The sequence below is a fragment of the Pseudomonas oplopanacis genome, assembly GCF_057128725.1.
On the sequence record NZ_JBSKHV010000003.1, the window covers coordinates 410838 to 432636 of the forward strand.

The 21799-nt window shown below is 59.5% G+C and carries 17 protein-coding genes; 12 read left to right on the forward strand and 5 right to left on the reverse strand.

Features of this window, described 5'->3' with window-relative positions:
- Window positions 1–302: 302 nt before the first annotated feature.
- The 3 genes from ACWKV5_RS09785 (at window position 303) to ACWKV5_RS09795 (ending at window position 7043) form a co-directional block, all read left to right on the forward strand.
- The gene (locus ACWKV5_RS09785; RefSeq protein ID WP_483841101.1) at window positions 303–3578 is read left to right on the forward strand and encodes a transglutaminase family protein; all 3276 of its coding nucleotides are present in this window, start codon (window positions 303–305) and stop codon (window positions 3576–3578) included.
- Between the two features lie 88 nt (window positions 3579–3666).
- Complete coding sequence (locus tag ACWKV5_RS09790; RefSeq protein WP_483841102.1) at window positions 3667–6153, forward strand: circularly permuted type 2 ATP-grasp protein; 2487 nt, start codon at window positions 3667–3669, stop codon at window positions 6151–6153.
- Window positions 6153–7043, forward strand: coding sequence for a transglutaminase family protein (locus ACWKV5_RS09795; RefSeq protein ID WP_483841103.1), 891 nt, complete (start codon window positions 6153–6155; stop codon window positions 7041–7043). Before ACWKV5_RS09790 ends, ACWKV5_RS09795 begins: the two co-directional genes overlap by 1 nt.
- Before the next feature lie 133 nt (window positions 7044–7176).
- On the opposite strand, the gene ACWKV5_RS09800 is transcribed toward ACWKV5_RS09795, so the two are convergent.
- On the reverse strand, window positions 7177–7365 hold the full coding sequence (locus ACWKV5_RS09800; RefSeq protein WP_007947526.1) for a hypothetical protein: 189 nt from the start codon (window positions 7363–7365) through the stop codon (window positions 7177–7179).
- Window positions 7366–7433: 68 nt separating this feature from the next.
- Entirely contained in the window at window positions 7434–8021 is a 588-nt protein-coding gene (locus tag ACWKV5_RS09805) for a cytokinin riboside 5'-monophosphate phosphoribohydrolase (protein ID WP_123435902.1), read from the reverse strand.
- Window positions 8022–8365: 344 nt separating this feature from the next.
- Here ACWKV5_RS09805 and azu point away from each other — a divergent pair, with 344 nt between their 5' ends.
- On the forward strand, window positions 8366–8812 hold the full coding sequence (azu, locus tag ACWKV5_RS09810) for an azurin (RefSeq protein ID WP_483841104.1): 447 nt from the start codon (window positions 8366–8368) through the stop codon (window positions 8810–8812).
- A 159-nt stretch (window positions 8813–8971) separates the two neighbouring features.
- Here the strand turns inward: azu and nadE are convergent, their stop codons facing one another.
- The 3 genes from nadE to ACWKV5_RS09825 form a co-directional block, all read right to left on the reverse strand.
- Window positions 8972–9799: an NAD(+) synthase gene (nadE, locus tag ACWKV5_RS09815; protein ID WP_483841105.1), complete on the reverse strand. Its 828-nt coding sequence runs from the start codon at window positions 9797–9799 to the stop codon at window positions 8972–8974.
- 4 nt (window positions 9800–9803) lie between these two features.
- Window positions 9804–11030: a nicotinate phosphoribosyltransferase gene (gene pncB, locus ACWKV5_RS09820; RefSeq protein WP_483841106.1), complete on the reverse strand. Its 1227-nt coding sequence runs from the start codon at window positions 11028–11030 to the stop codon at window positions 9804–9806.
- A 189-nt stretch (window positions 11031–11219) separates the two neighbouring features.
- Window positions 11220–12131: a LysR family transcriptional regulator gene (locus ACWKV5_RS09825; protein WP_483841107.1), complete on the reverse strand. Its 912-nt coding sequence runs from the start codon at window positions 12129–12131 to the stop codon at window positions 11220–11222.
- Between the two features lie 175 nt (window positions 12132–12306).
- On the opposite strand from ACWKV5_RS09825, the gene amaB reads away from it, so the two are divergent.
- From amaB to ACWKV5_RS09865, 8 genes are all read left to right on the forward strand, one after another.
- Entirely contained in the window at window positions 12307–13797 is a 1491-nt protein-coding gene (amaB, locus tag ACWKV5_RS09830) for an L-piperidine-6-carboxylate dehydrogenase (RefSeq protein WP_483841108.1), read from the forward strand.
- A gap of 228 nt (window positions 13798–14025) precedes the next feature.
- On the forward strand, window positions 14026–15309 hold the full coding sequence (gene amaA, locus ACWKV5_RS09835) for an L-pipecolate oxidase (protein WP_123435907.1): 1284 nt from the start codon (window positions 14026–14028) through the stop codon (window positions 15307–15309).
- Window positions 15310–15673: 364 nt separating this feature from the next.
- Window positions 15674–16807, forward strand: a complete 1134-nt coding sequence (locus ACWKV5_RS09840) for a branched-chain amino acid ABC transporter substrate-binding protein (RefSeq protein WP_483841109.1) — start codon at window positions 15674–15676, stop codon at window positions 16805–16807.
- 170 nt (window positions 16808–16977) lie between these two features.
- Window positions 16978–17892, forward strand: coding sequence for an ABC transporter permease subunit (locus ACWKV5_RS09845; RefSeq protein ID WP_027921961.1), 915 nt, complete (start codon window positions 16978–16980; stop codon window positions 17890–17892).
- 3 nt (window positions 17893–17895) lie between these two features.
- Window positions 17896–19179, forward strand: coding sequence for a high-affinity branched-chain amino acid ABC transporter permease LivM (gene livM, locus ACWKV5_RS09850; RefSeq protein WP_483841110.1), 1284 nt, complete (start codon window positions 17896–17898; stop codon window positions 19177–19179).
- The gene (locus ACWKV5_RS09855; RefSeq protein ID WP_483841111.1) at window positions 19176–20051 is read left to right on the forward strand and encodes an ABC transporter ATP-binding protein; all 876 of its coding nucleotides are present in this window, start codon (window positions 19176–19178) and stop codon (window positions 20049–20051) included. The genes livM and ACWKV5_RS09855 overlap by 4 nt, the downstream gene beginning before the upstream one ends.
- Complete coding sequence (locus ACWKV5_RS09860) at window positions 20048–20764, forward strand: ABC transporter ATP-binding protein (protein ID WP_483841112.1); 717 nt, start codon at window positions 20048–20050, stop codon at window positions 20762–20764. The genes ACWKV5_RS09855 and ACWKV5_RS09860 overlap by 4 nt, the downstream gene beginning before the upstream one ends.
- 291 nt (window positions 20765–21055) lie before the next feature.
- Window positions 21056–21370, forward strand: a complete 315-nt coding sequence (locus ACWKV5_RS09865; RefSeq protein ID WP_483841113.1) for an HdeA/HdeB family chaperone — start codon at window positions 21056–21058, stop codon at window positions 21368–21370.
- Window positions 21371–21799: the final 429 nt, after the last annotated feature.

Genomic DNA, 21799 nt, shown 5'->3' on the forward strand with positions numbered 1-21799 from the left:
TGGCCCTTTCGCGAGCAGGCTCGCTCCCACAGTGGGATCATGTTTTTTCAGTGAAATTGCAGCTCACCGCAGATCCCCTGTGGGAGCGAGCCTGCTCGCGAAGGGGCCAGTCCAGCCGCTACAAAACCCGACTGAAGCCCGCCGCTCGCAACATTTGCGTGCAACTGCCCCCAACCAATTTCCCGCATCGCCCGATTTTGGTGCTGTACTGCCTCAAGCAAATGGAGAAAGCGCCAGCGGTGCCGCGATGGCATAAGTCTTGCGCGCTTTCGATAACGCTTAGGGCTCGCAGGAGGCACGCCGTGTCGATTCATGTCGCATTGCACCACGTCACGCATTACCGCTACGACCGCGCCGTCGAGCTCGGTCCGCAGATCGTTCGCCTGCGCCCGGCCGCCCACAGTCGCACGCGGATACTGTCCTATGCGCTGAAAGTCTCGCCCGAGCAGCACTTCATCAACTGGCAACAAGACCCGCAGGGCAATTACCTGGCGCGGTTGGTGTTTCCGGAGAAAACCGATGAGCTGCGGATCGAAGTCGATCTGCTCGCAGAAATGGCGGTCTTCAATCCCTTCGATTTCTTCCTTGAACCCTACGCGGAAAAAATCCCGTTTGCCTACGCCGCCGACGAGCGCAAGGAATTGGCGCCGTACCTGGAAACCCTGCCCCTTACGCCGAAGTTCAAGGCCTATCTGGACGGCATCGATCGCACGCCGCTGCCCAGCGTGGATTTCCTCGTTGCGCTCAACCAGCGCCTGAGCGAAGACATCGGTTACCTGATCCGCATGGAACCCGGCGTGCAGACGCCAGAGCACACCCTCGAACACGCGTCCGGTTCCTGCCGCGACTCGGCGTGGTTGCTGGTGCAACTGCTGCGTAATCTCGGCCTGGCCGCACGCTTCGTCTCCGGTTACCTGATCCAGCTGACCGCCGACGTCAAAAGCCTCGACGGTCCGTCCGGCACTGACGTGGATTTCACCGACCTGCATGCCTGGTGCGAAGTCTATTTGCCCGGTGCCGGCTGGATCGGCCTGGACGCGACCTCAGGGCTGTTTGCCGGCGAAGGCCACATTCCGTTGGCGTGCAGCCCCGATCCGGGCTCCGCGGCGCCGATCAGTGGCCTGGTGGAACCGTGCGAGTGCGAGTTCACCCACGAAATGTCCGTGGAGCGGATTTGGGAGGCCCCTCGCGTCACCAAGCCTTACACCGACGATCAATGGCTGGCGATCCAGGCGCTGGGCCGGCAGATCGATGCCGACCTGCTGGAAGACGATGTGCGCCTGACCATGGGCGGCGAACCGACCTTTGTGTCCATCGACGACCCGGACGGCGCCGAGTGGAACACCGCGGCGCTCGGGCCGGACAAGCGTCGACTCTCCGCCGAACTGTTCCAGCGCATGCGCAAACACTACGCCCCCAGGGGCCTCGTGCATTTCGGCCAGGGCAAGTGGTACCCCGGTGAGCAGCTGCCGCGTTGGTCATTGAATTGCTATTGGCGCCGCGACGGCGTGCCGATCTGGCACAACAGCGGGCTGATCGCCGATGAGCAGGAAGACTACGGCGCCGATGGCGCACTGGCCGGTCGGTTTCTGGCGAGTGTCGCCGAACGACTGAAAATTCCGACACGCTTCGTGTTCCCTGCCTACGAAGACAATTTCTATTACCTCTGGCGCGAAGGCACATTGCCGCAGAACGTCAGTGCCGAAGATTCACGACTGGAAGAGCCGCTGGAGCGTGCACGTCTGCGTAAAGTCTTCAGCCAGGGACTGGATAAAGTCATCGGCCAGGTCCTGCCTTTGGCGCGCACCGCCAAGGGTGATCAATGGCAAAGCGGTCGCTGGTATCTGCGTGACGAGCATTGCCGGCTGGTGCCGGGGGATTCGCCGCTGGGTTATCGCCTGCCGCTCGGCTCGCAGCCTTGGGTGAAAGCGGCCGAGTATCCGTTCATTCACCCCAACGACCCGAATCAGGCATTCCCCGCGCTTCCCGACACCATGGCGTTGAACAGTCCGGGCACGCCGGCGGAAGCGGTTGAGCGCGAGCCGAAAATCGACGAGTCCGCCGACTGGCTGACGCGCACGGCGTTCTGCGCCGAAGCCCGGGAAGGGCGGTTGTACTTGTTCATGCCGCCACTGGAGCGGGTCGAGGACTATCTGGAATTGGTCACCGCCATCGAGGCCACTGCCGAAGAACTGCATTGCCCGGTGTTGCTGGAAGGCTATGAACCGCCAAGCGATCCGCGCCTGAGCAACTTCCGCATCACCCCAGACCCGGGCGTGATCGAGGTCAACGTTCAGCCGTCCGCGACCTGGGACGAGTTGGTCGAACGCACCGAGTTTCTGTACGAAGAAGCGCGCCAGACCCGACTGACCACCGAAAAATTCATGATCGATGGCCGGCACACCGGCACCGGTGGCGGTAACCACTTCGTGCTCGGCGGCGCGACCCCGGCCGACTCGCCGTTTCTGCGCCGTCCCGACCTGCTGCGCAGCCTGATCAGCTACTGGCATAACCACCCGTCGCTGTCTTACCTGTTTTCCGGATTGTTCATCGGCCCGACGTCCCAGGCGCCGCGTGTCGATGAAGCGCGCAACGATGCGCTGTATGAACTGGAAATCGCCTTCGCCCAAATGCCTGCACCGGGCGAGGAATGCGCGCCATGGCTGGTCGACCGGCTGCTGCGCAACCTGCTGATCGACGTGACCGGCAACACCCACCGCGCCGAATTCTGCATCGACAAACTCTATTCGCCGGACGGTGCGACCGGACGCCTTGGCTTGCTGGAGTTGCGTGCGTTTGAAATGCCACCGCACGCGCGCATGAGCCTGGCTCAGCAATTGTTGCTGCGAGCGCTGGTCGCACGGTTCTGGCGTGAGCCGTATGCGCCGCCGAAGCTGGCGCGCTGGGGCACGGAGCTGCACGACCGGTTCCTGTTGCCGCACTTTATCGAACAGGATTTCGCTGACGTCATTGTCGACCTGAATGCGGCTGGTTATCCGGTGCGGGCCGAGTGGTTTGCCGCGCATCTGGAGTTCCGTTTTCCCAAGGTCGGTGATTACGCGGTCAGCGGCATCGAGCTGCAACTGCGTCAGGCGCTGGAGCCGTGGCATGTGCTGGGCGAGGAGGGCGCGGTCGGCGGTACGGTGCGCTATGTGGACTCGTCGCTGGAGCGCTTGCAAGTCAAGCTCACCGGCCTGCCACCGCAACGTTACCTGCTGACCTGCAATGGCATTCCGGTGCCGTTGCAACCCACCGGCCGGGTTGGCGAGTTTGTCGCCGGCGTGCGTTTTCGCGCCTGGCAACCGGCCAACTGTTTGCAACCGACCATCCCGGTCCATGCGCCGCTGGTGTTCGATCTGCTCGACACCTGGATGCAACGTTCGCTGGGCGGCTGCCAGTACCACGTGGCCCATCCGGGCGGGCGCAACTACGACAGCTTGCCGGTGAACGCCAATGAGGCCGAGAGCCGGCGAATGGCGCGGTTTTTCCGCATCGGCCATACGCCGGGGAAACTGCCGGTGCCGACTGTGGAAATCAACGACGAGCTGCCGATGACGCTCGATTTACGACGCTTCTAAGTCGTACGCGACGCTCGGATTTTTCGTCTATCCGGGTGTCATGAGCGTGCGTTAGTCTGACCGTTCTTTGCTGTCTGCCGAGCTTTCCATGCCTGACCTGCTTGACCGCTACCCGCTGACGGCGGGCACTTATCACGAACTGCTCGACGACAGCGGCGCTGTACGCCCGCACTGGCGTCGGCTGATCGACCAATTGCAACGCAGCACGCCTGCGCAATTGGTGCAGCGTCAGGCCTTGCTGACCCGGCAGATCCAGGAAAACGGCGTGACCTACAACGTTTATGCCGATCCCAAAGGCGCGGACCGACCGTGGGAGCTGGATCTGTTGCCGCATGTGATTGCGGCGGATGAATGGGCGCAGTTATCGGCAGGGATCGCTCAACGGGCGCGCCTGTTGAACGCGGTGCTGGCGGACCTGTACGGCCCGCAACGCTTGATCGCCGAAGGTCTGTTGCCGGCAGAACTGGTGTTCGGTCACAACAACTTCCTCTGGCCCTGTCAGGGTATTGCGCCGCCCGACGGGGCTTTTCTGCATCTGTACGCCGTCGACCTGGCGCGCACGCCCGATGGCCGCTGGTGGGTCACCGCAGACCGGACTCAAGCGCCGTCCGGTGCCGGTTACGCCTTGGAAAACCGCACTATCGTGTCCCGGGCATTTCCCGAGCTGTATCGCGATTTGAAAGTGCAGCATCTGGCCGGGTTCTTCCGCACGCTTCAGGAAACCCTGGCTCGGCAAGCGCCTCGCGATGACGAAGCGCCGCTGATCGTGTTGCTGACGCCGGGACGCTTCAACGAAAGCTATTTCGAACACCTGTACCTGGCGCGACAGCTCGGTTACCCGCTGGTGGAGGGCGGCGACCTCACGGTGCGCGATGCCACGGTCTACCTGAAAACCCTGAGCGGCTTGCGCCGGGTCCACGCGATCATGCGTCGGCTCGACGATGACTTCTGCGATCCGCTGGAACTGCGCACTGATTCGGCACTGGGCGTGCCGGGGCTGCTCGAAGCCGTGCGGCAAGGGCGGGTGCTGGTGGCCAATGCCCTTGGCAGCGGCGTGCTGGAGTCGCCGGGACTGCTGGGCTTTCTGCCGAAGATCAACCAGTTCCTGTTCGGCGAAGAACTGATCCTGCCGTCCATCGCGACCTGGTGGTGCGGCGAGGCGCCTGTGCTGGCTCAGGCGCTGGAAAAACTGCCGGAATTGTTGATAAAACCGGCCTTCCCGTCACAAAGCTTCGCGCCTGTGTTTGGCCGTGATCTGAGTGAAAAACAGCGTCAGGTCCTGGCCGAGCGCATGCAGGCACGGCCTTATGCCTATGTGGCGCAAGAAATGGCCCAACTGTCCCAGGCGCCGATCTGGCAGGCCGAGGACGGTCAATTGCAACCGCGTGCCATCGGTATGCGCGTCTACGCCGTGGCCAGCCATGACGGCTACCGGGTATTACCAGGCGGCCTGACCCGCGTGGCGGCAGAGGCAGACGCCGAAGTGGTGTCGATGCAGCGCGGCGGTGCAAGCAAGGACACGTGGGTACTGGGGGATCGTCCGCCCAGCGGCGAGCAATGGAAAACCCAGCGTACGATTGGTGTGCATGACCTGGTAAGGCGAGACCCTTATCTGCCTTCGCGGGTGGTGGAAAACCTGTTCTGGTTCGGCCGCTATTGCGAGCGTTGCGATGACAGCGCGCGACTGCTGCGGATCATGCTGGCGCGCTACGTGGACGGCGATGATCCACAGGCCTTGCAGGCCGCCGTAGATCTCGGTGAACGGCTGAACCTGTTGCCCGATGAAGGCGAGTTGCCGGAGCGTTTGTTGGCCGCCTTGCTCGGTGACGATTGGCCATTCAGCCTGCGTTCCAATCTGCAACGCTTGCAGTGGGCGGCTTCGCAAGTGCGCGGAAAACTCTCGCGGGAGAACTGGCAGGCGCTGGTGGAATTGCAACGCGAAGCCATGGAACTGGAAACCGAAGAGCCGGATTTCGGCGAACTGCTGGATTTCCTCAACCGCCTGGTAATGTCGCTGGCGGCGCTGTCAGGTTTCGCCCTGGACGACATGACTCGCGACGAAGGCTGGCGTTTCCTGATGATTGGACGACGGATCGAGCGCCTGCAATTTCTTAGCGCCAGTCTGGCCGCGTTTCTACGCGGGGCTGGGGCTTTCGATCAGGCTGGGCTGGAGTGGCTGCTGGAGTTGGGTAACAGCAGCATCACCTACCGTTCGCGGTATCTGGCGGTGGCGCAATTGCTGCCGGTGCTCGATTTGTTGCTGCTCGATGAGCAGAACCCTCACGCCGTGCTGTTCCAGTTGAAGCTGGTGACGCGGACCCTGAAACGCTTGAATGACGACTTTGGCGTGCCACGCGAAGCCGGTTTGCCGTTGTTGGTGGAGCGGCTGGCGCAGTTCGATCTGGGCTGCCTGGAAAACGCCTTGTTCGGCGAAGCCAGCGTTCGCGCCGCGCTCGATGGGCTGGCCGATATGCTGCAAGAGATTGCCGACGCCAGTGGCCAAGTGTCGGATCGCCTGGCCCTGCGCCATTTCGCCCATGTTGATGATGTCAGCCAGCGTACGGTGTCCGTCTGATGAGTGCCCACTACCAGATTTTCCACGACACCCATTATCACTATGACAGCCCGGTCTCATTGGCCCAGCAACTCGCGCATCTCTGGCCACGGCCCTGCGCCTGGCAGCGTTGCACGGCCAGCCAATTGCAGATCAGTCCCGACCCGACCACGCGCCGGGATGAGCTGGATGTGTTTGGCAATCCGCTCACGCGCCTGGCCTTCGAGCGCCCGCACGATGAATTGCTGGTCAATGCCAGCCTGACCGTCGAGGTCCTGCCCCGGCCCGCGCTGGATTTCAATCAGTCGCCGCCCTGGGAAGACACCCGCCAGGCTTTGACCTACAGCAGCCAGCCGCTGTCCCCCGACATACTGGAAGCCTGTCGTTATCGGTTCGAATCGCCTTACGTGCATTTGAAGCGCAATTTTGTCGAGTTCTCCGAGAGCTGTTTTCCGGCGGGGCGGCCGTTGCTGTGGGGTGTGCAGGCACTGATGGAGAAAATCTTCAGCGAATTCACCTTCGACGCCGAAGCGACCCAAGTGGCGACGCCGTTGGTGGAAGTGCTGGAGCGCCGACGCGGGGTCTGTCAGGACTTCGCCCACCTGATGCTCGCGTGCGTGCGTTCCCGGGGTCTGGCGGCGCGCTATATCAGTGGTTACCTGCTGACTCAGCCACCGCCCGGCCAGCCGCGATTGATCGGCGCGGATGCGTCCCACGCCTGGGTCTCGGTGTTTTGCCCGGTGCTGGGCTGGGTCGATTTCGACCCGACCAACAACGTTCAGCCGGCACTTGAGCACATCACTCTGGCCTGGGGCCGGGATTTCTCCGATGTCTCGCCGTTGCGTGGGGTGATTCTGGGGGGCGGTAATCATGACCCGGAAGTGCGCGTCACCGTGATGCCACTGGATTAACGCAAATCCCCTGTAGGAGTGTGTTCTTGGGATTGGGGTATTTCAGAGGGGGACTGTGAGGGTCAGCAAAAGTAACTGCTGACCCTGGACACAGATCCGGTGGGCCTGATCAGATCATCCGGCCCTGAGGGTCTCAGGCGTCGGGCGCCTGATCTTTCGGTGCTTCAGTTTCGTCTGTAGCCACTTCGCCTTCGGCATCCGGGTTCAGTGCTGCTGCTTCTTCTTCAGCTGTAGCTTTCTTGCGCTGAAGCTTTTCCTCTTTCTTCTGCTCCTTGGCCAAGTCTCTCTGACGTTTGGCGAAGGAATAATTAGGTTTAGCCATGGGCGATCCTCTGGGGTCGAAGGTGAGGTTGAGCGGCGCATATTCTGCCCTGTATCGGTGCCGAGCCGTTAGCTGGGTTTTTGATCGGTCCATTTTGGCAGGACCGACGGTTGCCAGGCGTCCAGGGCATCGAGCAGGGTTTGCGGTGATTCGCTCACTTGCAGCATGTCACGGTGCGGTGCGCGAACGAAGCCTTCGCCGACGATATGATCAAGAAAACCGGTCAATTTGCTGTAGAAACCGTTCACTTCCAGCAGACCGAGCGGCTTGCCGTGATAGCCGAGCTGACCCCAGGTCCAGACTTCGAACAGTTCTTCCAGCGTGCCGAGGCCACCGGGCAGCGCGATAAACGCGTCGCTGAGTTCAGCCATCCGCGCCTTGCGCGCATGCATGCCGTCGACCACTTCCAGGCGCGTCAGGCCGCTGTGGCCGATTTCCTTGTCCTTGAGGCTTTGCGGGATGATCCCGATCACTTCACCGCCGGCCGCCAGTGCCGCATCGGCCACAATCCCCATCAGGCCGACGGCGCCGCCGCCATAGACCAGGGTCAGATTGCGTTTGGCCAAGGCGCGTCCCAAGGCAACCGCCGCTTCACGATAGGCGGGGTGGGTGCCGGTGCTGGCGCCGCAAAATACACAAACAGACTTCAAAGACATGCGTTTCTCCAGGGTCAGGATGACCACAGAGTAAAGGCAGCTCAGCTACGCTCCAAGGGTTAAACCTCGCGCCGAGGTGTTTCATAGGTGCCGCTGGCACCACAGGCGTAGGCGGCGAGCAAACTGCACAACAGGCTATTCAAGGACATGACCGGCGCTCCGGGTAGAGGATGATGGCCTGATCATAGGGCCGGGCCAGACGCCTGGCTGGTAGATTGTTTCGATAGGTGTCATAGCGCTAAAGTTGTATACAATTTTTGATTCAAGTCATAGGAACTTGCGAAGTTTTCAGGCAGTCTTCTGTCCATTCGCACTTTTCGTTAACCCTGCCTTGGAGATTCACCATGTTTGCCAAACTTGTTGCGGTATCCCTGCTGACACTGGCCAGCAGTCAATTGATGGCTGCTGAATGCAAGGTCACCGTCGACTCCACTGACCAGATGTCGTTTGATACCAAGGACATCAGCATCGACAAGAGCTGCAAGACGTTCACCGTGGAGCTGAAACACTCCGGCAGCCTGCCGAAGAACGTCATGGGCCATAACTGGGTGCTGAGTAAAACAGCTGACATGCAGCCGATCGCCACCGACGGCCTGGCTGCCGGTATCGACAAGAACTACCTGAAAGAAGGTGACGAGCGCATCATCGCCCACACCAAAATCATTGGTGCTGGCGAAACGGATTCGGTGACCTTCGACGTGTCGAAGCTGGCGGCGGGCGAAAGCTACGGCTTCTTCTGCTCGTTCCCAGGCCACATCTCGATGATGAAAGGCACCGTAACGCTGAAGTAAATCGAGCTCATAAAAAAAGCGTCCCCGTGGGACGCTTTTTTTGTGCCCGGCATTTGACCGGGTCATCGTTCTTCGCGAGCAGGCTCGCTCCCACAAGGGCAGCGCAATACCTGTGGGAGCGAGCTTGCTCGCGAAGGCGTCATCACTGGCGCCACAGACTCAAGGCGCAAACGGCATCACCCGCTTGTGATGCGTCTTCTTGTAAGTCTCGCAAATGATCTTGAACGCTTCCTCACGCACCGGCTTACCGTGCAGGAACGCATCAATCTCGGCATAGGTCACGCCGTGGGACGCTTCGTCCGGCTTGCCCGGCGACAGGTCTTCCAGATCAGCTGTAGGGATTTTCTCCACCAGCGATTCCGGCGCACCAAAGCTGCGAGCAATATTGCGAACCTGATTCTTCACCAGCCCACTCAACGGTGCCAGGTCGCAGGCGCCATCACCGAACTTGGTGAAGAAACCCATCACCGCTTCCGCCGCATGGTCGGTGCCGATCACCAGGCCATGGGCCGCGCCGGCGATGGTGTACTGAGCGACCATGCGCATGCGCGCCTTGGTGTTGCCAAGCACGAAATCCACCGAGACCGCGTGCTTGCCTTCGAAGGCCGCGACTTCACTGGCCAGGGATTTGACCGCCGGGCCGATGTTCACGGTGTGGCGTTCGTCCGGGGCGATGAAATCCACCGAGGCCTGAGCGTCGTGTTCATCGAACTGAGTCTCATATGGCAAACGCACGGCGATGAATTTGTAACTCTTGTCGCCGGTGCGCTGACGCAGTTCGCGCATCGCGCGTTGGGCCAGCAGGCCGGCGGTCAGGGAGTCGACGCCACCGCTGATGCCCAGCACCAGGGTCTTGAGCCCGGAATTGACCAGGCAATCCTGAATGAAACTCACCCGCCGGGCGACTTCTGCCTCAAGGGCGGCTTCGTCGGCAAACGGTGGTTGAACATTGAGCTGCTCAGCAATCTCACGCTGTACGGCTTGCATGAATTCACTCCTTGCTAGATGTGCTTGAAAGGGCGGCAGGTACTTTGAACACGTGTCGCAAATAGGCGACGAAATTCGGGTCTTTGCAGTGAGTCTTGCCAGGCTCATCAGAAATCTTTGCCACGGGCTGGCCGTTGCAGGCCGTCATTTTAAGCACGATGCTCATCGGTTCGACACCCGGAATATCACAGGTCAGGTGAGTGCCGATGCCAAAGCTGACATTGATCCGGCCCCGCAGCGCGCGGAATATCTCCAGCGCCTTGGGCAGCGTCAGGCTGTCGGAGAATGTCAGCGTCTTGCTCATCGGGTCGATGCCGAGTTTGTGATAGTGGGCGATGGCCTTTTCCGCCCATACCACCGGATCACCCGAATCGTGGCGCAGGCCGTCGAAAAGCTTGGCGAAAAACAGATCGAAATCACCGAGGAACGCATCCATGGTGATGCAGTCAGTCAGGGCAATCCCCAGCAGGCCACGGTACTCGCGCACCCAGCAGTCGAGCGCGGCAATTTGACTGTCGATCAGCCGCGGCCCCAGTTGCTGGTGGGCCATGATCCATTCGTGGGCCATGGTGCCCAGCGGTTTCATGTCCAGTTCCCGGGACAGGTGGACGTTGCTGGTGCCGACGAAGCGCCCGGGGAAGTCGTGCTTGAGCACGTTCACCACTTCTTCCTGTACGCGGTACGAAAAGCGACGACGTGTGCCGAAATCGGCGACCTGCAACTCGGACAATTCGTCGCTGCTGGCGTTGGCGGCCAGCCAGTCGAATTTGCGGTACAACTGTTCGCGCGCCTGTTCCAGGACGATTTCCCGGTAGCGATAGCGGTTGCGCACTTCACTGACAATCGCCAGCAGCGGCACTTCGAACAGAATCACATGCAGCCACGGCCCGCGCAGGCGGATGAACAACTCGCCGTTTTCGATGCCGGTGTGGATGTAGCGCAGGTTGAAGCGGAACAACCCGAGAAACCGCAGGAAATCCGGCTTCAGAAAACTGATGCGCTCCAGAAAACCCAATTGATCAGGGCTCAGGCTCAACTCTGCCAGACGCTCGATCTGGAAACGGATCTCGGCCAGGTAGGGGCGCAAATCTTCACTGTTGCGGCAACGAAACTCCCATTCGACTTCGACGTTCGGGTAGTTGTGCAGCACCGCCTGCATCATCGTCAGTTTGTAGAAGTCGGTGTCGAGCAGGTTCTGCACGATGCGATCGCCAAACACGCTCTCGCTCATAACGGGGATCTCCGCATTGAATGGGGGTAGTGGCGCATATCAGTGGCAGGGATTGCCAGCGATTTTTTGGACAACGCAGATCCCTGTGGGAGCGAGCCTGCTCGCGAAAGCGTCGGCACATTCAACATCTGCATGACTGACAGACCGCTTTCGCGAGCAGGCTCGCTCCCACAGGGGTTGGGTAGAACTTTAGATTTGTGCCCCGTCCGGGCTATCAATCTGCTCCAGCATCCATTTCACAAAATCGCGCACCTTGGGCACTTCCGCCGAATGCTCGGGATACGCCAGGTAATAGGCATCCGTGCTCGGCATCGCGTGTTTCCAGGGGATGACCAATTTGCCGTCGGCCAATTCCTCTTCCACCAGAAACCTTGGCAGCAGCGCTACACCGCAGCCGACCTGGGCGGCGCGGATGCACATGTAAAAGGTTTCAAAGCGCGGGCCGTGGTAGCTGTGCTCGGTGTGGTAGCCCTGACTGTCGAACCAGTCGTGCCAGGCCTGCGGGCGGGAAGCGTTTTGCAGCAGGACCAGGTCGGTGAGTTGCGTCGGGTCAGTGAACGGCTTGTCGGGGAGGCTGCCCGGTGCGCAAACCGGCACCAGTTCCTCGCCGAACAGCTTCAGGCATTCGGTGCCGGGCCGTGAGCCTTGGCCGAAGTAGAACGCCAGATCGCTGCGACCTTGCAACAAATCGTCGGCTTCCTGTTCGCTGCACAGGTCCAGATGGATCGACGGATGGCGCAGGCGCCAGCCTTTCAGGCGGGGCACCAGCCAGCGTGCACCGAAGGTCGATGGGGTAGAGACGCGCAAGACTTCAGTTTCACCGCCGTAGGAACGCAGGTAATGGGTCGACATCTCGACCTGAGTGAGGATTTTTCGTACTTCCACCAAGTACAAATCACCGGCCGGAGTCATTTGCAGGCGTCGGCGCACACGGCGGAACAACAAGTGCTGCAACAATTCTTCAAGTTGCGCGACCTGTTTACTGACCGCGCTCTGGGTCAGGTTCAGCTCTTCGGCGGCCCGGGTGAAGCTCAAATGCCGGGTCACGGCCTCGAAACACTGCAGTGCTGTGATCGACGGCAGGTAACGTTTATTCAGCATGGGTAGTCCTTTTTCTTGTTTCTTTCTTACCAGCAATTCGCAGCATGAATAAACGGAATGATATCTCTCTTAAAGGTCGTTTGTTGGGTAACCTCCGGGGAGCTAAAACTACAGGTCTGATCAGCCGTGATTTTTCCGGCTGCACCCTTTGTGTTTTTCGCTTGAGGAGTGACCCATGGTTGCCGCATTGCTTGATCGTCTTGGTGTAAACCCGGCCCTGTACCAGAACGGCAAAGTGCCGGTGCATTCGCCGATCGATGGCAGCCAGATCGCTGCCGTGAACTGGGAAGGCGCTGCTGAAGTCGAGCAGCACATCAGTCGTGCCGATCATGCGTTCGAATTGTGGCGCAAGGTCCCGGCGCCTCGCCGTGGTGAACTGGTACGCCAACTGGGCGACATCCTGCGCGAATACAAGACTGATCTTGGCGAGCTGGTCTCCTGGGAAGCCGGCAAAATTACTCAGGAAGGCCTGGGTGAAGTTCAGGAAATGATCGACATCTGCGATTTCGCCGTCGGTCTGTCCCGTCAGCTGTACGGTTTGACCATCGCTTCCGAGCGTCCTGGCCACCACATGCGCGAAACCTGGCACCCGCTGGGCGTTGTCGGCGTGATCAGTGCGTTCAACTTCCCGGTCGCGGTGTGGGCCTGGAACACCACGCTGGCGCTGGTCTGCGGCAACCCGGTGATCTGGAAACCGTCCGAAAAAACCCCACTGACCGCGCTGGCCTGCCAAGCGCTGTTCGACCGCGTCCTGAAAAACTTCAGCGATGCACCACCGCACCTGAGCCAAGTGATCATCGGCGGCCGCGACGCTGGCGAAGCGCTGGTCGATGACCCGCGTGTCGCGCTGATCAGCGCCACCGGCAGCACCCGCATGGGCCGCGAAGTGGCACCGAAAATCGCCGCGCGTTTCGCTCGCAGCATTCTGGAACTGGGCGGCAACAACGCGATGATCCTCGGCCCAAGCGCCGACCTGGACATGGCCGTTCGCGCCATCCTGTTCAGCGCCGTCGGCACTGCCGGTCAACGCTGCACCACCTTGCGTCGTCTGATTGCGCACGAATCGGTGAAGGAAGAAATCGTCACCCGCCTGAAAGCCGCGTATTCCAAAGTGCGCATCGGCCATCCGCTGGAAGGCAACCTGATCGGCCCGCTGATCGACAAACAAAGTTTCGAGAACATGCAGGACGCGCTTGAGCAGGCCTTGAGCGAAGGCGGTCGTGTATTCGGCGGCAAGCGCCAACTGGAAGACAAATTCCCTAACGCTTACTACGTCGCACCGGCCATTGTTGAAATGCCGGAGCAAAGTGACGTGGTGTGCCACGAAACTTTCGCACCGATCCTGTACGTGATCGGTTACAAGGATTTCGACGAGGCCCTGCGCCTGAACAACGCCGTGCCACAAGGCCTGTCCTCGTGCATCTTCACCACCGACGTGCGTGAAGCCGAACAATTCATGTCGGCGGTCGGCAGCGACTGCGGCATTGCCAACGTCAACATCGGCCCGAGCGGTGCCGAAATCGGCGGCGCGTTTGGTGGCGAGAAAGAAACCGGCGGTGGTCGTGAATCGGGCTCCGATGCATGGCGCGGCTACATGCGTCGCCAGACCAACACCGTGAACTACTCGCTGGAATTGCCATTGGCTCAGGGCATCACCTTCGACTAACTCTCAAGTCGGTGATAACCCCCTGTGGGAGTGAGCCCTTGTGGCGAGGGGGCTTGCCCCCGTTGGGTCGCGAAGCGGCCCTAAAACCTGCGATCCCGGTGTATCAAGTACACCGAATGCAATGGTTTTACGACTGCTTCGCAGCCGAACGGGGGCAAGCCCCCTCACCACATAATTCTCCCCACAGTTAAAAGTGTGTGTTGGTTAGGTTTCTGTTGGAGTCTGGCAATGCCGTTACGCGAAGAGTGTCTGTGGGAAAAACTGACGCCGCAAAGGCCCGACAACGCGGCGCTCAAGGGTGAAGTGACAGTCGATGTCTGCGTCATCGGCGCCGGGTTCACCGGTTTGTCGGCGGCAGTGCATCTGCTGGAACAAGGTAAATCGGTGTGTGTGCTGGAAGCTCATCGCGCCGGCCATGGTGGCTCCGGGCGCAATGTCGGCCTGGTCAATGCCGGCATGTGGATTCCACCGGACGACATCGAAGCCGGGTTCGGCGAAGCGGTGGGCAGCCAGCTCAATCGCATGCTCGGCGCGGCACCGTCCCTGGTGTTCAGCCTTGTGGACAAATACAACATCGATTGCCAGTTGCGCCGTGAAGGCACGCTGCACATGGCACACAACGCCCGTGGCGAAGCGGATTTGCGCAGTCGTGAAGAACAGTGGAAACGTCGCGGGGCGCCGGTCGAACTGTTGACCGGCCAGGCCTGCGAGCAGGCGACGGGGACCAAGAAAATCGCCGCCGCCTTGCTCGATCGACGTGCCGGCACCCTCAATCCGATGGCCTATACCACCGGGCTGGCCAAAGCGGCCATCAGTCTGGGCGGTCAGTTGTTCGATCATTCCCCGGTGACTCGTCTCGAACGCCAGGGCCAGCGCTGGTCGGTGCAAACCGCACAGGGTTCGGTCATGGCCGAGAAAGTCGTCATCGCCTCCAACGCTTACACCGAAGGCGACTGGACAGAGCTGCGGCGCAATTTCTTCCCCGGTTACTACTACCAGGTGGCCTCGGTCCCGCTGACCGAAGACGCCGCGCAACAGATTCTGCCCGGTGGCCAGGGCTCCTGGGACACCCGTCAGGTGCTCAGCAGCATTCGTCGCGACAAGGACGGGCGTCTGTTGCTCGGCAGTCTTGGTAATGGCAATCAGAAACCGGCCTGGTTCCTGAAAGCCTGGGCGGACCGTGTTCAGCAGCACTATTTCCCCTACCTCAAACCGGTGGAGTGGGAGTGCACGTGGACCGGCTGCATCGCGTTCACCCCCGATCATTTGATGCGTCTGTTCGAGCCGGCGCCCGGTTTGGTGGCAGTCACCGGTTACAACGGCCGGGGCGTGACCACGGGGACAGTCGTCGGCAAAGCTTTTGCCGATTATTTGTGTAACGGAAATCCTCAAGCGCTACCGATTCCGTTCGCGCCGATGCAGCCCCTGGCGGGAGTAGGGTTGCGCAGTTGTCTGTATGAAGCTGGATTCTCGCTGTATCACGCAGGCCAGTGCTTGCGGATCGTCATCTGATTGTTGAAATTTGTTGCTGGAAGCGGCGCTTTTCGGCGCAGCGACTAGCCTGTAATGGTGCGGGTTGTAGCAGTCCCGCACCAGCAGTGTGCACTTCGGTGACGCACGTTGTTACAGGCTGGTTGCACGTCGTTTAACGCCGCGGTTGCAATGATGGCGCATGCGGGTTGCGCCTTTAAAAATAAATGGTTTCACCTTCCGCGGTTTAGACGGTTGCACGCCCAATGAAAATGGGAACAAAACAGTCGTAAAAACAATAAAGCAGCGACTTTTTTCAGAATAAAAAACCGATGGCACGGCCCTTGCTCTGAGCAATCAGTGAAATCGCAGTGCCAACTAAAAAAAAACCTTGGAGCACCACCTCATGTCCCAGACGTTTTACAAGAAAGGCTTTCTGGCCCTCGCAGTGGCAGCTGCGTTGGGTGTTTCTGCGTTTGCACAGGCTGATGTGAAAATCGGTGTGGCGGGCCCGATGACAGGCGCCAACGCGGCATTTGGCGAGCAATACATGAAGGGTGCACAGGCTGCAGCCGACGCGGTGAACGCGGCGGGCGGCGTTAACGGGGAAAAAATCGTACTGGTGAAGGGCGATGACGCCTGCGAACCGAAACAGGCTGTGACGGTCGCCAAGGACCTGACCAACCAGAAAGTGGCTGGCGTGGTCGGTCACTTCTGCTCCTCGTCGACCATCCCGGCCTCCGAGATCTATGACGAAGCGGGCATCATTGCAATCACCCCAGGTTCCACCAACCCGGCTGTTACCGAGCGCGGCCTGAGCGCCATGTTCCGTATGTGTGGGCGTGACGACCAGCAAGGCATCGTGGCCGGCGACTACATCGTCGACGTGCTCAAGGGCAAAAAAGTTGCCGTGCTGCACGACAAGGACACCTACGGCCAAGGCCTGGCTGATGCCACCAAGGCTCAACTGGTCAAGCGCGGCGTAACACCTGTGCTGTATGAAGGCCTGACCCGTGGCGAGAAAGACTTCAGCGCCGTGGTCACCAAGATCCGTGCGGCCGGTGCCGACGTGGTCTACTTCGGCGGCCTGCACCCAGAGGCTGGTCCACTGGTTAAACAGCTGCGTACCGAAGGCCTGAAAGACGTGAAATTCATGTCCGATGACGGCATCGTGACCGACGAACTGGTGACCACCGCTGGCGGTCCACAATACGTCGACGGCGTGCTGATGACCTTCGGCGCCGACCCACGCCTGCTGCCAGACAGCAAGACCGTGGTAGACGCTTTCCGCAAGGCCGGTACCGAGCCTGAAGGCTACACCCTCTACGCCTACGCTTCGGTCCAGACCCTGGCCGCTGCCTTCAATGGCGCCAAGTCCAACAAGGGCGAAGACGCTGCCAAATGGCTGAAATCGCACCCGGTCAAAACCGTGATGGGCGAGAAGACCTGGGACGCCAAGGGCGACCTGAAAATCTCCGACTACGTGGTTTACCAGTGGGACAAGGACGGCAAATACCACCAGCTGGAAAAACAGAAGTGATATGACTTGCTGATTGCCCGGCGCCTTGTGCGCCGGGCAATCAAAGAACATGTCCGTGCAGTACCTGTCTTTTCTCGTAGAGCTGCACACAACCGGTTTGCGTCGGCGGCTGAACCCCGGTCCGTCGCACCCGGCTTCTGTGCAGTCTCTCAAATGCGTGAGATTGCGTTATGGATGGTATTTTCCTGCAGCAACTGGTCAACGGTCTGACCCTCGGGTCGGTCTATGGCCTGATCGCCATCGGCTACACAATGGTCTATGGCATCATTGGCATGATCAACTTCGCCCATGGCGAGGTTTACATGATTTCTGCTTACCTGGCGGCAATCAGTCTGGCTCTGCTGGCGTACTTCGGTATTGAATCCTTCCCTCTGCTGATGCTCGGCACTCTGGTCTTCACCATCGTTGTCACGGCGGTGTATGGCTGGGTCATCGAGCGCGTCGCCTATAAACCGCTGCGCAACTCCACCCGACTGGCACCACTGATCAGCGCCATCGGTATTTCCCTGATCCTGCAAAACTATGCACAGATCGCCCAGGGCGCTCGCCAGCAAGGTGTTCCGACGCTACTGACCGGTGCATGGCGCGTTGAAGTCGGCACTGGCTTCGTCCAGCTGACCTACACCAAGATCTTCATTCTGGTCGCCGCGTTTGTCGGGATGGGCCTGCTGACCTACGTCATCAAGTACACCAAGCTCGGCCGCATGTGCCGTGCGACCCAGCAAGACCGCAAGATGGCCTCGATCCTGGGGATCAACACCGACCGCGTGATTTCCTACGTGTTCATCATCGGTGCAGCGATGGCGGCCCTGGCCGGCGTACTGATCACCATGAACTACGGCACGTTCGACTTCTACGCAGGTTTCGTCATCGGCATCAAAGCGTTCACCGCAGCGGTACTCGGCGGGATCGGCTCGTTGCCGGGTGCGATGCTCGGCGGGATCATTCTCGGGATTTCCGAGTCGCTGTTCTCTGGTCTGGTCAACTCGGACTACAAAGACGTTTTCAGCTTCTCGCTGCTCGTTCTCGTTCTGGTCTTTCGGCCTCAAGGCCTGCTCGGCCGTCCTCTTGTGTCGAAGGTGTAAGCGATGTCTTCAACCACTAAAAAAACCATTGATATCAAAAGAAGCCTGGTTGACGCGATTCTTGCCGGCCTTGTAGCGCTCATCGTGTTTGGTCCGATTGTCGGCATTGTCCTCGACGGCTATGGCTTCAACCTGCAACCAACACGGGTGGCGTGGATTGTCGCCATCGTCATGGCGGGCCGTTTTGCCCTGAGCCTGTTCCTGCAAACACCCAAGGGTCTGAAAATTCTCGAAGGGTTTGAAACCACCGGCTCCGGGGTTCATGTACTGCCGCCCGATTACAAATCCCGGTTGCGCTGGATCATCCCGCTGATGATCGTCATTGCCGTGGTGTTTCCGTTTTTCTCCAACTCCTACCTGCTGGGCGTGGTCATCCTCGGGTTGATCTACGTGCTGCTCGGTCTGGGACTGAACATCGTGGTCGGCCTGGCCGGCTTGCTCGACCTGGGTTACGTGGCGTTCTACGCCATCGGCGCCTATGGCCTGGCGCTCGGTTACCAGTATCTCGGCCTGGGCTTCTGGACGGTGCTGCCGCTGGCGGCAATCACTGCCGGGCTTGCCGGTTGCATCCTCGGCTTCCCGGTGTTGCGTCTGCACGGTGACTACCTGGCGATCGTGACCCTGGGGTTCGGTGAAATCATCCGCTTGATCCTCAACAACTGGCTGTCGCTGACCGGTGGCCCGAACGGCATGCCGGCACCGCTGCCAACGTTCTTCGGTCTGGAGTTCGGCAAACGGGCGAAAGACGGTGGCATACCGTTCCACGAGTTCTTCGGCATTGCTTACAACCCCGACGTGAAGTACTACTTCATATACGCGGTGTTGTTCATGGTTGTGCTGGCGGTGTTGTACATCAAGCATCGCTTGACCCGTATGCCGGTCGGCCGCGCCTGGGAAGCCTTGCGTGAAGACGAAATCGCCTGCCGCTCCATGGGCCTGAACCACGTGCTGGTGAAACTCTCGGCCTTCACCATCGGCGCATCGACGGCCGGTCTGGCTGGCGTGTTCTTCGCCACCTATCAAGGCTTCGTCAACCCGACCTCGTTTACCTTCTTTGAATCGGCCCTGATCCTCGCCATCGTGGTACTCGGCGGCATGGGCTCGACCATCGGCGTGGTGATTGCAGCCTTCGTGCTGACCGTCGCCCCGGAACTGCTGCGTGGCTTCGCGGAATACCGCGTGCTGCTGTTCGGCATCCTGATGGTGTTGATGATGATCTGGCGACCGCGCGGCCTGATTCGGATCAGCCGTACCGGTGTGACCCCGCGTAAAGGAGTAGCGCCATGAGCGAAGTCGTACTCTCGGTCGAGAAGCTGATGATGCACTTTGGCGGCATCAAGGCGTTGAATGATGTCAGCCTGCAGGTCAAGCGCAACTCGATCTTCGCCCTGATCGGTCCTAACGGCGCCGGCAAAACCACGGTGTTCAACTGCCTGACCGGATTCTATAAAGCGTCCGGCGGCAAGATCGAACTCAGCGTGCGAGGGGAAAAAACCAACGTCATCAAGCTGCTGGGCGAGTCGTTCAAACCGACCGACTTCGTCTCGCCGGCATCCTTCGCCAGCCGGATGTACTACAAGATGTTCGGCGGCACTCACCTGGTGAACCGGGCCGGCCTGGCGCGGACCTTCCAGAACATTCGCCTGTTCAAGGAAATGTCGGTGCTGGAAAACCTGCTGGTAGCCCAACACATGTGGGTCAACCGCAGCATGCTGGCCGGCATCCTCAACACCAAGGGCTACCGCAAGGCTGAAAGTGATGCGCTGGACCATGCCTTCTACTGGCTGGAAGTGGTGGACCTGGTGGATTGCGCCAACCGCCTCGCCGGCGAACTGTCCTACGGCCAACAACGCCGTCTGGAAATCGCCCGGGCCATGTGCACCCGTCCGCAGATCATCTGCCTCGACGAACCGGCCGCCGGCCTCAACCCTCAGGAAACCGAAGCACTGAGCGCGATGATCCGGCTGCTGCGTGACGAGCACGATCTGACCGTGGTGCTGATCGAACACGACATGGGCATGGTGATGAGTATTTCCGACCACATCGTGGTGCTGGACCACGGCATCGTCATCGCCGAGGGCGGCCCCGACGCGATCCGCAACGACCCGAAAGTGATTGCGGCCTACCTGGGCGCTGATGAAGAGGAAGTGGTGTTATGAGTCAACCGATCCTCGAACTCAAGGAACTGGACGTGTTTTACGGGCCGATCCAGGCCCTGAAGAAAGTCTCGCTGCACATCAATGAAGGTGAAACCGTCAGCCTGATCGGCTCCAACGGTGCCGGCAAGTCGACCCTGCTGATGTCGATCTTCGGTCAGCCGCGTGCGGCGGACGGGCAGATCATCTATCAGGGCGTGGACATCACCCACAAGTCGTCGCACTACATTGCGTCCAACGGTATCGCACAATCGCCGGAAGGCCGGCGGGTGTTCCCCGACATGACCGTCGAGGAAAACCTGCTGATGGGCACCATCCCTATCGGTGACAAGTTCGCCAAGGAAGACATGCAACGCATGTTCGAGCTGTTCCCGCGACTTGAAGAGCGGCGCAACCAGCGGGCGATGACCATGTCCGGCGGTGAGCAGCAAATGCTCGCCATCGCCCGTGCGTTGATGAGCCGGCCGAAACTGCTGTTGCTCGACGAGCCGAGCCTGGGGTTGGCACCGATTGTGGTGAAGCAGATCTTCTCGACATTGCGCGAGCTGGCCAAAACCGGCATGACCATCTTCCTGGTCGAGCAGAACGCCAACCACGCGCTCAAGCTGTCGGACCGGGCATACGTGATGGTCAACGGCGAGATTCGCCTCACGGGCACCGGCAAGGAGCTGCTGGTGAACGAGGAAGTGCGTAACGCATATCTCGGCGGTCATTGAGTCTGCGTTGTTAAACAAAAGCCCCGGCGCGCAATCGCCGGGGTTTTTTTATTGGGGAAAGAGCAAATGCAACTACAGATATCGCAGATCTAATTGATTTATTAATAGTCGAGTTTGACTAAGAAAGACGTGTAGAAAAATAGAAGTTGATACTGCGCCAGGCCGTCTATACTCAATCGGAATATGCTTGTAATAAAGCTGAATCTAATTTATTTATTTTTGGCGTGAATAAACAAGCAGTTTTACTTCTTTGTTTAAGAGGTATTACTCAAGTCTCTGGAGATGTCGACAATGGCTCATAAAGTCCTTTGTAAAATGGCGCTGGCTAGCTTGATTCTTTCCTCCGTCAGCGTCGTATATGCTGCATCCACCACCGCCGATAATATGACGTGTCAGGAATTCCTCGATGTGACTCCGAGTGCGCAGTCCCCTGTACTGCTTTGGGTTACAACCGACGATACAATAAATTCAAACGGTGGCTCTTTCAAAAAGACAACGGTTGATGCAACGGTTCTTCCTCAAGTTGTAGAGTTGTGCAAGAAAAACCCAGAGAAAAAAGTATCCAGTTTTAAACAGGAAATTAAAAACCTGTTCAGTAAAATGTAAATTGCATGCTTAAACGCTCGTCGACATTTGTAATGTCGGCGAGCGACAAACGGAGATCAAATCTGCTTTGTATAACCCGTTAATCCGTTTGCCTGGTTGAAGACTCAAATTCACCACCATTCCCTGTGGGAGCGAGCTTGCTCCGGGCGGCGTTCCGACGATGACGGTGGGTCAGTGAAAATCGTTCGGACTGACACTTCGCCACCGCCAGCAAGCTCGCTCTCACAGGTGGTTGCCGTGTGCTTTTTTGAAATTGTGGAAAACAATATTCACAAGCTCTGAAAGCGCGACATAAAGCCGCTGCAAATAGTTGTTTTGTCACGGTTTTGACTTGTCCCCGTTTGCTGTGGAACTGGCTGTGAATAACGTGGGAGTAGCTGGCTGGGCGCCTTTAAATCCGTGGCTTGTAGCGAGGTGGTTGTTTTTTGA